Below are 9479 nucleotides of genomic sequence, written 5' to 3'. Positions count from 1 at the left end.
AGCTCAGCAATTTTGTAATCTTTTAGGGCTTCTTTGTAGTCTTTATTTAAAAAGTGGATTTTACCGAGAAGATTGTAAGCATATCCTTTGAGATAATATTTTTGTTGAGAATTAAATTTTTCTGAAACATCAATTATAGTTTCTATGATCATCCCACTATTGGCTCCTCCGATTGAATTAAGACGATTTTCTGTGTTGATTAAAGTTGTCTCTAATTCAGAAAATGACATTTCTTCATATTGATTGGCTTGGCAAAGTGTAATGAATAAATTAAAACATAAAAAACAAAGGAAGTTCTTTGAAAGTCTATTGTTGTTCATTGATTAAAATAAATTTTGGGGCGGTTAAATATAGTTAAAAAAAATATAATTACGGGGATAAAGTACTTTTAATACGTATTAAAAGCTATTTATTTGAGTTGTTTACTTGTTTAAGTAAGTTTATTCTTACTTTTTAATTTATTTTATAAAAGTATTTCTGTTTTAGGATAAATGGCTTTATTATTTTTGTACCCTATGAAAATACAAACGTCAATAGAAGAAAGATGGAATTGGTTAACTCATGGATTTGGTTTTATACTCTCTTTAATCGGTTTGTTTTGGCTATTATTCCATAATAATTACAAAACTTCTTTCAGTACTTTTGCTATAGTTCTTTATGCTGTTTCTTTACTAATATTATATTTTGCCTCTTCAGCCTATCATTATACAAATGACATCTTACTTAAAAAAAGATTTAGGGTGATGGATCATATTAGCATTTATTTGTTAATAGCAGGAACATATACACCCGTAACTCTCATCGGATTAATCGATAGCAAAGGATGGCTGCTTTTTATATTGGTTTGGTCCCTGGGTGTTTTCGGATCAATTCTGAAGATTTTTTTTACAGGAAGATTTGAAATTATATCGGTGATCTTATATCTTATTATGGGTTGGTTAATTGTATTGGATATTTCTGCCTTAACAGATGTCGTTGGTGAAAACGGAATTATATATTTAATGTTAGGAGGATTAGCCTATACCTTAGGGATAATATTCTATGCTTTCAATAAATTAAACTTTAATCATGTAATATGGCACTTGTTTGTGTTAGCAGGCAGTGTATTTCATTATATCTTTATACTAAAGTATATTATATAATACAATCTGTGCGATATCAGCTTTCGATAAAGTCTTTATACTCTAAAAAGAAACTTTCAAGTCTAAGCATCTTATCGTGTAAGAATTTCATTGCATCGCTCCAGGTGCTCTTATTATGAATACTTACATTTTCCAGTTCTACATAGATACGTGAAATGATCTTGCCATTTTCTAGCTCATAAAATTCATTAAAAATAATATCATCCAGATACTCTGAAATAATAATACTTTTTAAACTTAAAAATTTGTCATAATAATAGGCTCTGATGACTTCATCAGAAGGTTCTACATCAATAGAAACCTGAGCTAATTTGGTAGTTAATGTAAATTTAAGCGTTACGTCTTTGATTTTAGTATTATATAAAAGCCATTTTCTGGGGTAGTTTGTTCCAAAAGCTGTCCAGAATTCTTGTCTTATTTTTTTCGACTCTTCTTTGCTAAACATATTATATAAAATAGGCAGTAGCTGTTGCTGCTAGAATTACCATCAATTTGGTGATGTTAAACTTATGTCCTTCATTACTTTCAAATAAAATTGTGGTAGAAACGTGAAGAAAAATTCCAATAACTAAAGCTGTAATTTCCTTGTAATATTCTTGAACAGACTCAAAATGTTCTGAAATAAATGTACCCAACGGTGTCATTAAAGCAAAAAGGATAAGGAATAATAGGATAATTGGTTTCTTTATTTCGGTACGGAACAAAAAGGTGGTTAATATCATAGCCACAGGAATTTTATGTACAATAATTCCGAGAAGGATGCCTTCTGTATGATGAATAGGAAATCCTTCCAAAATTGCGTGTATTCCTAAACTAATAAAAAGAAGTTTTGGAATCTCTGTAGTTTCTTTATCAATATGAATGTGTCCGTGTTCAGCTCCTTTTGAAAAATACTCCAATACTTTTTGAAGCAGTATTCCTATCATAATCCAAACACCAGTCTTTTTAGCGTGTTGATGTTCTTCAAATACTTCGGGTAGCAAATTAAATATGGTGATCGCTAATAAAAAAGCTCCACTAAAAGCTAATAATAGCTTTAGGTTTTTTTGATTATTAGGTTTAAAAATATATACGATCAAAGAACCTATAAAAACTGCAGATATGGATAATATATAATTATACACTATTTAAAAATCAAAATAAGTCGCGGAGAATTATTCTTATGGAATTTTTTCAGTTGGTAGTCGCCAAATACGTCAAGTAAATTTACATTGGCTTCTTCAAAATAATTCTGAAAATCATTCAGAGTTAAGGCTTTTACCCTTTCTGTAAAGAAATAGTTTTCATTATCATGATTAAATTTTATTTCCTTATAGATATAACCTGCCTCCACATATCGTTTTATATGAAAAGTTATTCCGGAAACTTCTTTTACCTCTGTAGGTACTAAGTTCTCAATTATATAATCTACATTCATAAAATCGATAACACCTAATCCTTTTTCATTTAAATCAGATTTTATAGCCTTAATGGTATTTAAATTACATTCCTCTTTTTCGAAATAACCAAAACTTGTAAAGAGGTTGAAAACAGCAGAAAACTTTTCTTCATAAGGTTTAGACATATCGTGTACTCTAAACTTTAACGTTTGATTTTCAAATTGCGAAGCATATTCTATACTATTTTTAGAGAGATCAACCCCTGTAACATCGAAGCCTAATTCATTTAGATAAACACTATGTCTGCCTTTTCCACAGGCAAGATCTAATATTTTTTCATTAGGTTCCAGATTGAGATAATCTGTAAGATTATCCATAAACTCTTTTGCTTCCTTATGATCTCTATCTTTATATAAAATATGATAGTACGGTGTATCAAACCAAGAAGCATACCACATTGTAGAATCTTTTAGCATAGGGCGCAAAATTAATGTATTTTTGCGGTTTAATAATAGCGAATACGAAGATAGTGAGTAATTCATTTAAAATGGTAGCCAAAACCTTTTTTGGTTTTGAAGAGATATTAGCAAAAGAACTACAAAACTTAGGCGCACAAAAAGTCGAGATTGGCAATCGCATGGTTAGTTTTTATGGCGATACAGGTTTTATGTATAAGGCAAACCTTTGTTTAAGGACTGCTCTAAAAATATTAAAACCTCTTGCCGCTAAAAAAATTCGTAACGAAAAGGATTTATATAATTTAGTACAATCCATTCGTTGGGAGGAGTATCTAGATACTAATGACTCATTTGCCATTTACGCCACTGTGAATTCTACCATATTTCGACATTCGCAATTCGTTTCTTTAAAGTCAAAAGATGCCATTGTTGATAAATTTAGAAAAGAAACGGGACAGCGACCAAGTGTAGATACCGATCATCCTGATTTGACTATTAATATTCATATTCAGCAAGATTTATGTACAGTTTCTTTAGATAGTTCTGGAGGGTCTTTGCATCACAGAGGGTATCGTACAGCGACCAATATAGCTCCTATAAACGAAGTGTTAGCTGCGGGTTTGTTACTCCTTTCGGGATGGGATGGACAATGTGATTTTTTAGATCCCATGTGTGGTAGTGGAACATTGGCTATAGAAGCAGCCATGATAGCTTGTAATATTCCGGCTAATCTCAACAGAAAAGAATTTGCTTTCGAGAAGTGGTTGGATTGGGATATGGATTTGTTTGAAAAAATAGAAGAAGCTTGCCTTAATAAAACAAGAGATTTTCATCATAGGATTATTGGATTTGATAAAGCTCCTTCCGCCGTAAGAAAGGCAAAAAAGAATGTTGAAAATGCAAATCTTACTGATTTTGTTACCATAAACGAGGATAACTTTTTTGAAAGCATAAAAGAAGGTGATCAAAAACTCCATATGGTTTTTAATCCTCCTTACGGAGAGCGTTTAGAGCTGGACGAAGAAAAGTTTTATGCACAAATTGGAGATACTCTTAAGAAAAGTTACCCTGATACAAATGCCTGGTTTATTACATCTAATATGGAAGCGCTTAAATTTGTGGGTCTACGACCTTCGAGAAAAATAAAAGTATTTAACGGTAAATTAGAATCTCGTTTGGTGAAATACGAAATGTATGCTGGTAGTAAAAAAGCAAAGTTTCAGAATAAATCTGAGTAGTTGTACCAATAAAGTAAATGAATGCTATCGTTTTTTCTTAGTAAACGGAATCAAATAGCTGATGGTGTAATTATAACCTACTCCAAATTGGCTAAAATCATTGGTCCTACCATATCCCGGTATAAATAAGTTTTCAAATTGTATGGATCTTTTGTCACCGTCTATAGTTACAACACCAACAGGATCTTTTTCACTAACCAAACCTCTGAGAGAGACACTGGCTCCCAGATAAAGGTTATTAAGCACTTCTACCTTCAATCCCAGCACTAATTCTACCCATCCGGCTGTTAAATCTTTAACTTCAACTGGATTGCTCCTTAAATTTGGATCCATGCTTAAATCAGGTTCTCCTGTTTCAGGATTGATTGGGATGTAATAATCGGTTCCTGTAAAAATACTATAACTATTAAGTGTTTGATTAAATGCAGAAAATCCGTATCGCAGTCCGGCATAAATATTATTTTGCATGCCATACCAATTTTTATAGGTATTGTAGTCCAAACCAAATCTGATGTAGCTACCGGATCCTTCTACATTGATATTAGCTTCGTTTCTTTCTAAAGATTCGTTTCCAATTTCTGCAGCTACATAATAATTTCGATATACCCTATAATCCGCATTAATTTCAAATCCTGAATAGTCATCATTAACTGCTGATCGTACGAATCTTGCAAGGTCAACACCTACTCTTAGTCCGTATTTTTCTGCAGGAGGTAAGGTATCTCTTGCAGAAATGTTGGTTTCTTCTTGGCTCAATATCGTTCCTGAAACGAGCAGGCTAATGAAAAATAAGTACGTGTGCAGCTGTTTCATCGGTTACGTTATCTTCTTCTATCCTTATTCTTTTAATCCAGTTTCCATTATTCTCTTCTTGGGTAAGAGTTTGTGTTAGTCCACTATAGGTAACTCTAAAGCCACAAGCACTACTTACATATTCTTCTACCGGAGTATATTGAAAACTCACAATATCGCTATTCACAAGTTCTGTATTTTGGCTAGAGGAATTAATGATAAATTCAAATTCTGTCAGTTGAGCACCTGTTCTTAAAGGAATCAGGATGGAATCTCTTGAAGAAACATCGGGGACTGATCTGGTAATTTCCGGATCTGTGGTTTTTACTTCAAGATCAACTGGCCGTTTGATATCAGAAACCGTTTCATCATCAATGAATTTTATAATCAAAAATGGCGTTGTGGGTGTGTCTTCTGCACAGAGATCATCTCGTTGGCAACTAGCGCAGAGATAAATCACAGTAAAACTACAGATAAGTATAGCTAATGTTTTGTATAATTTCATCAATTATCTTTTTTCTAATAAAACCACATTTTCTACGTGGTGTGTTTGCGGAAACATATCCACGGGTTGTACTTTGGTCACCTTATACATACTATCTAATAACGATAAATCTCTTGCTTGTGTTGCACTGTTACAACTTACGTATACAATCTTATTTGGTCCAATGTTCAATAATTGACCTACAACATCCTTATGCATTCCATCTCTTGGTGGGTCCGTAATGACTACTTCGGGTTGTCCGTGAGTTGCAATAAATTTAGAGGTAAATACTTTTTTCATGTCTCCAACATAAAATGCTACATTGTCTATATGATTTCGTTTAGCATTTTCTTTGGCGTCTTCTATAGCTTCAGGAACGGCTTCTACACCGATTACCTTTTTCGCTTTTTTTGCTACAAATTGAGCAATAGTTCCAGTACCGGTATACAAATCATATACTAACTCATTTCCGGTAAGACCTGCAAAATCTCTTGTTATCTTATAAAGTTCGTACGCTTGTTTTGAGTTGGTTTGGTAAAAGGATTTAGCATTGATTTTAAAGCGTAAGCCCTCCATTTCCTCTTCAATATAATCTTTTCCGTGATAACAGATTACTTCCTGATCATAGATGGTATCATTCCCTTTCGTATTTACCACATATTGTAAAGAGGTAATTTCAGGAAATTCAGAAACTATATAATCCAGTAGTAATTCTCTTTTCCCTTTATCTTCATAAAAAAACTGAATAAGCACCATTATCTCACCGGTAGATACGATTCTGATCATCATTGTGCGTAGAAAGCCACTTTGATTTCGTGCATTATAAAACGATAGATCATGTTTTGTAGCAAATTCTTTTACCTTATTCCTTATGGCATTACTAGGATCTTCTTGCAAATGACACTTATCAATGTCTAATATTTTGTCCCACATTCCTGGAATATGAAATCCTAAGGCATTACGATTTCCTATTTCGGCATTACTTTTTATCTCTTCTAAGGTCAGCCATCTGCTATCGCTGAAGGAAAACTCCATTTTATTTCTGTAAAAAAATTGATCTTCTGATCCAAGAATAGGAGAAACAGATGGTAATTCAATTTTACCCAAACGAGCTAAGTTATTCACTACCTCCTGTTCTTTATACGCCAGTTGATGTTCATACCCCATAAATTGCCATTTACATCCACCGCAGGTACCAAAATGTTTACAAGCAGGTGCTACCCGTTTATCAGACATCTTATGAAAAAAAGTGGCAGAGCCCTCATAATATGCTTTACGTTTTTTTGTGGTCTGTATATCAACAATATCACCAGGTAGTGCATTGTTAAGAAATATGATTTTTCCATCAGGAGCCTTGGCAATGCTTTTTCCTTTTGCACCAGCATCAATTACCTCAATATTTTCAAAAACCTGTTTTTTGTTTTTTCTCGCCATAGCGCAAAAATAAGAATAGAAACTATATACTTATGAAATAATCAATATATCTTATAAAAAGATACAGAAAAAATGAACCTAATTTGAATTTCTACGTCTATAGTATAAAGAGCAAATGATCAACACCAATAAAACCTTTGATTCTTTGTTGGTATTACAATACCAATCCGGAAACAAGAAAGCTGCAGCAATTCTTGTAAAACGATGGCATGCTAAATTATGCAAACACGCGTATTGGTACACTGCAGATGTAGAAATTTCTAAGGATATAGTGCAGGACAGCTGGAATACTATATTTAAAAAAATGGTAGATCTAAAAGACACCTATAGTTTTGGGAGTTGGGCATTAACCATTGTAACAAGAAATGCAATCAATTATTTAAGAAAAAAGAAAAAAGAACGGGAGCATTTATCAGATTATCTTTTAAACAATACAAATGTTGATGATGAAAATAATTATGAAAATCAAGATGCCATAGCATCTTTAAGAATAGCAATAAAAAAACTTCCGTACAATCACCAAGTAGTGCTCCATCTTTTTTATTTAGAAGAATATAACGTTAGAGAAATAGGTGAAATCTTGCAAGTTTCTGAGGGGACCGTTAAATCCAGAATGTTTAACGCACGAGAAAAATTGAAATTAATTTTTAAAAATAATAATCATGAAAAATAATATGAACGAAATCGATAAATTAATTAAAGAAACATTAACTAAGGAAGAAGCAAAGTTCTACGACGAATTGGATGAGCAAAGTGTTTTTGAAATGATAGGAGGACTATATCAAACAAAAAATAGATGGATCATCATTATTATGAATATTGTCAATGTGATAGCTTTGGTACTTTTGGTTTACTGTATAGTACAATTTCTAAATACTGATCACACCAATGAATTGATCAAATGGAGTGGTGGTGGTTTTATATGCATTATGATTACATCTATGCTCAAGGTCTACAGTTGGTTACAGATTGATAAAAATGCATTATTAAGAGAAATGAAAAGACTAGAACTTCAGATTTCTTCGTTAGCCGGAAAAAAAGGATAACTAAAAATGAATACCTACTAAATTTCTTAATACTTAGGTCTAATTATTTTGAATAATTCAAAATAGAATCTAATCTGTTAGCTAAAATTAGATAATCGATAAAGATTTAGTAATTTGCAACTCTCTTAGGGATGATTTCTCTCCCACGCTGAATTTTCGAGTCTTTTCGAAAGGATAAAGGTACAGAAGGAATGGTTATTTTATCAATTTAAATTATTAAAAATGGCTGTTTTAGAAAAATTAACTTCTCAACAAGCAATCGATTTAGAAAACAAGTATGGAGCTCATAACTATCACCCTTTGCCAGTAGTTTTAAGCAAAGGAGAAGGCGTATATGTATGGGATGTAGAAGGAAAAAAATACTATGATTTTTTGAGTGCATATTCTGCAGTCAATCAAGGACATTGTCATCCTAAAATTGTAGGTGCGATGATGGAACAAGCACAGACACTTACACTTACCTCACGTGCTTTTTATAATGATCAATTAGGAGTTTATGAAAAATTTGCATCAGAGTTTTTTGGTTTTGATAAGTTGTTACCAATGAACACAGGAGCCGAGGCTGTAGAAACAGCTTTAAAAATATGCAGAAAATGGGCGTATGAGAAGAAAGGTATTTCAGAAAATGAAGCGCAAATTATAGTTTGTGAAAATAATTTTCACGGAAGAACTACTACGATCATTTCTTTTTCTAATGATCCTGTAGCTCGTAAGAATTTTGGACCGTATACTGCGGGGTTTATTAAAATAGAGTATGATAATCTAAAAGCTCTGGAAGAAGCATTAGAAAATAACAAAGACGTTGCAGGATTTTTAGTAGAACCGATACAAGGAGAAGCAGGAGTGTATGTCCCATCTGAAGATTATTTATCTAAGGCAAAAGCATTATGCGAAAAGTATAACGTGTTATTTATTGCGGACGAAGTACAAACAGGAATTGCAAGAACAGGAAGATTATTAGCTACTTGTGGAAATTGCTCCTGTAGTGATAAGAATTGTTCTGGTACACCAGATGTAAAACCAGATGTATTAATTCTAGGTAAAGCCTTGAGTGGTGGAGCATATCCGGTTTCTGGAGTTTTGGCAGATGATCACATTATGGAAGTAATCAGACCAGGTAACCACGGTAGCACTTTTGGAGGGAATCCCGTCGCAGCGGCAGTTGCGGTTGCAGCATTAGAAGTTGTTAGAGATGAAAAATTAGCAGAAAATGCTTATAAGTTAGGAGAGTTATTCAGATCTGAATTGAATAAATACATCAAAACATCAAATATCGTAAGCCTTGTTCGTGGTAAAGGATTATTGAACGCAATTGTGATCAATGATGATGAAGAAAGTGATACCGCATGGAATATTTGTGTGGCGTTAAAAGAAAACGGATTATTAGCAAAACCTACTCATGGTAATATTATCCGTTTTGCACCACCATTGGTAATGACAAAAGAGCAGTTGTTAGCATGTGTTTCAATTATAACTAAAACGCTTCAAGAGTTTGAGCGATAGATT

12 protein-coding genes (1 of these 12 only partly in view) are annotated in these 9479 nt (G+C 32.8%); 5 read left to right on the top strand and 7 right to left on the bottom strand.

The annotated features are described in order from the left end of the window. On the bottom strand, window positions 1–320 hold the beginning of the coding sequence (locus tag ACE94K_RS18580; protein ID WP_378175900.1) for an ATP-binding protein. Its footprint begins 1894 nt before the window's first position; the window shows 320 of its 2214 coding nt (coding positions 1–320); the start codon lies at window positions 318–320; its stop codon lies beyond the left edge, outside the window. Window positions 321–515: 195 nt separating this feature from the next. Between ACE94K_RS18580 and ACE94K_RS18575 the strand changes: the two genes are divergently transcribed. Beyond that, a complete protein-coding gene (locus tag ACE94K_RS18575; RefSeq protein WP_378175898.1) occupies window positions 516–1142 on the top strand; it encodes a hemolysin III family protein in 627 nt (208 codons plus the stop codon). Window positions 1143–1158: 16 nt separating this feature from the next. On the opposite strand, the gene ACE94K_RS18570 is transcribed toward ACE94K_RS18575, so the two are convergent. Genes ACE94K_RS18570 through ACE94K_RS18560 form a run of 3 tightly spaced genes read right to left on the bottom strand, consistent with a single transcriptional unit; the run spans window position 1159 to window position 2997 of the window. Next, on the bottom strand, window positions 1159–1587 hold the full coding sequence (locus ACE94K_RS18570) for a DUF4268 domain-containing protein (protein WP_378175895.1): 429 nt from the start codon (window positions 1585–1587) through the stop codon (window positions 1159–1161). Between the two features lies 1 nt (window position 1588). Next, on the bottom strand, window positions 1589–2266 hold the full coding sequence (locus tag ACE94K_RS18565) for a ZIP family metal transporter (protein WP_378175892.1): 678 nt from the start codon (window positions 2264–2266) through the stop codon (window positions 1589–1591). Then, window positions 2266–2997: an SAM-dependent methyltransferase gene (locus ACE94K_RS18560; protein ID WP_378175889.1), complete on the bottom strand. Its 732-nt coding sequence runs from the start codon at window positions 2995–2997 to the stop codon at window positions 2266–2268. Before ACE94K_RS18560 ends, ACE94K_RS18565 begins: the two co-directional genes overlap by 1 nt. Window positions 2998–3068: 71 nt before the next feature. On the opposite strand from ACE94K_RS18560, the gene ACE94K_RS18555 reads away from it, so the two are divergent. Continuing rightward, the gene (locus tag ACE94K_RS18555) at window positions 3069–4217 is read left to right on the top strand and encodes a class I SAM-dependent RNA methyltransferase (protein WP_378184324.1); all 1149 of its coding nucleotides are present in this window, start codon (window positions 3069–3071) and stop codon (window positions 4215–4217) included. A gap of 24 nt (window positions 4218–4241) precedes the next feature. On the opposite strand, the gene ACE94K_RS18550 is transcribed toward ACE94K_RS18555, so the two are convergent. Genes ACE94K_RS18550 through rlmD form a run of 3 tightly spaced genes read right to left on the bottom strand, consistent with a single transcriptional unit; the run spans window position 4242 to window position 6927 of the window. Continuing rightward, window positions 4242–5030 (bottom strand): DUF6048 family protein, encoded by a 789-nt coding sequence (locus ACE94K_RS18550; RefSeq protein WP_378175886.1) that lies wholly within the window; start codon window positions 5028–5030, stop codon window positions 4242–4244. Beyond that, window positions 4996–5514, bottom strand: a complete 519-nt coding sequence (locus tag ACE94K_RS18545) for a DUF6452 family protein (RefSeq protein WP_378175883.1) — start codon at window positions 5512–5514, stop codon at window positions 4996–4998. The genes ACE94K_RS18550 and ACE94K_RS18545 overlap by 35 nt, the downstream gene beginning before the upstream one ends. A 3-nt stretch (window positions 5515–5517) precedes the next feature. Further along, window positions 5518–6927, bottom strand: a complete 1410-nt coding sequence (rlmD, locus tag ACE94K_RS18540; protein WP_378175880.1) for a 23S rRNA (uracil(1939)-C(5))-methyltransferase RlmD — start codon at window positions 6925–6927, stop codon at window positions 5518–5520. Window positions 6928–7042: 115 nt separating this feature from the next. On the opposite strand from rlmD, the gene ACE94K_RS18535 reads away from it, so the two are divergent. The 3 genes from ACE94K_RS18535 (at window position 7043) to rocD (ending at window position 9476) form a co-directional block, all read left to right on the top strand. Then, a complete protein-coding gene (locus ACE94K_RS18535) occupies window positions 7043–7600 on the top strand; it encodes an RNA polymerase sigma factor (protein WP_378175877.1) in 558 nt (185 codons plus the stop codon). Then, window positions 7590–7973 carry a DUF6768 family protein gene (locus ACE94K_RS18530; RefSeq protein WP_378175874.1) on the top strand — a complete coding sequence of 128 codons (384 nt, stop codon included), beginning with the start codon at window positions 7590–7592 and terminating at the stop codon, window positions 7971–7973. The genes ACE94K_RS18535 and ACE94K_RS18530 overlap by 11 nt, the downstream gene beginning before the upstream one ends. Before the next feature lie 222 nt (window positions 7974–8195). Next, the gene (gene rocD / locus ACE94K_RS18525; protein WP_378175871.1) at window positions 8196–9476 is read left to right on the top strand and encodes an ornithine--oxo-acid transaminase; all 1281 of its coding nucleotides are present in this window, start codon (window positions 8196–8198) and stop codon (window positions 9474–9476) included. Window positions 9477–9479: the final 3 nt, after the last annotated feature.

This window comes from Aquimarina besae, assembly GCF_042434905.1.
GTDB lineage: Bacteria > Bacteroidota > Bacteroidia > Flavobacteriales > Flavobacteriaceae > Aquimarina.
This window is presented reverse-complemented; position numbering and strand designations above follow the sequence as displayed.

Coding starts and splice junctions, on each gene's coding strand:
- rocD (WP_378175871.1), top strand. CDS start 8,196: ATGGCTGTTTTAGAAAAATTAACTTCTCAACAAGCAATCGATTTAGAA.
- ACE94K_RS18550 (WP_378175886.1), bottom strand. CDS start 5,030: ATGAAACAGCTGCACACGTACTTATTTTTCATTAGCCTGCTCGTTTCA.
- ACE94K_RS18535 (WP_378175877.1), top strand. CDS start 7,043: ATGATCAACACCAATAAAACCTTTGATTCTTTGTTGGTATTACAATAC.
- ACE94K_RS18575 (WP_378175898.1), top strand. CDS start 516: ATGAAAATACAAACGTCAATAGAAGAAAGATGGAATTGGTTAACTCAT.
- ACE94K_RS18545 (WP_378175883.1), bottom strand. CDS start 5,514: ATGAAATTATACAAAACATTAGCTATACTTATCTGTAGTTTTACTGTG.
- ACE94K_RS18560 (WP_378175889.1), bottom strand. CDS start 2,997: ATGCTAAAAGATTCTACAATGTGGTATGCTTCTTGGTTTGATACACCG.
- ACE94K_RS18555 (WP_378184324.1), top strand. CDS start 3,069: ATGGTAGCCAAAACCTTTTTTGGTTTTGAAGAGATATTAGCAAAAGAA.
- rlmD (WP_378175880.1), bottom strand. CDS start 6,927: ATGGCGAGAAAAAACAAAAAACAGGTTTTTGAAAATATTGAGGTAATT.
- ACE94K_RS18570 (WP_378175895.1), bottom strand. CDS start 1,587: ATGTTTAGCAAAGAAGAGTCGAAAAAAATAAGACAAGAATTCTGGACA.
- ACE94K_RS18530 (WP_378175874.1), top strand. CDS start 7,590: ATGAAAAATAATATGAACGAAATCGATAAATTAATTAAAGAAACATTA.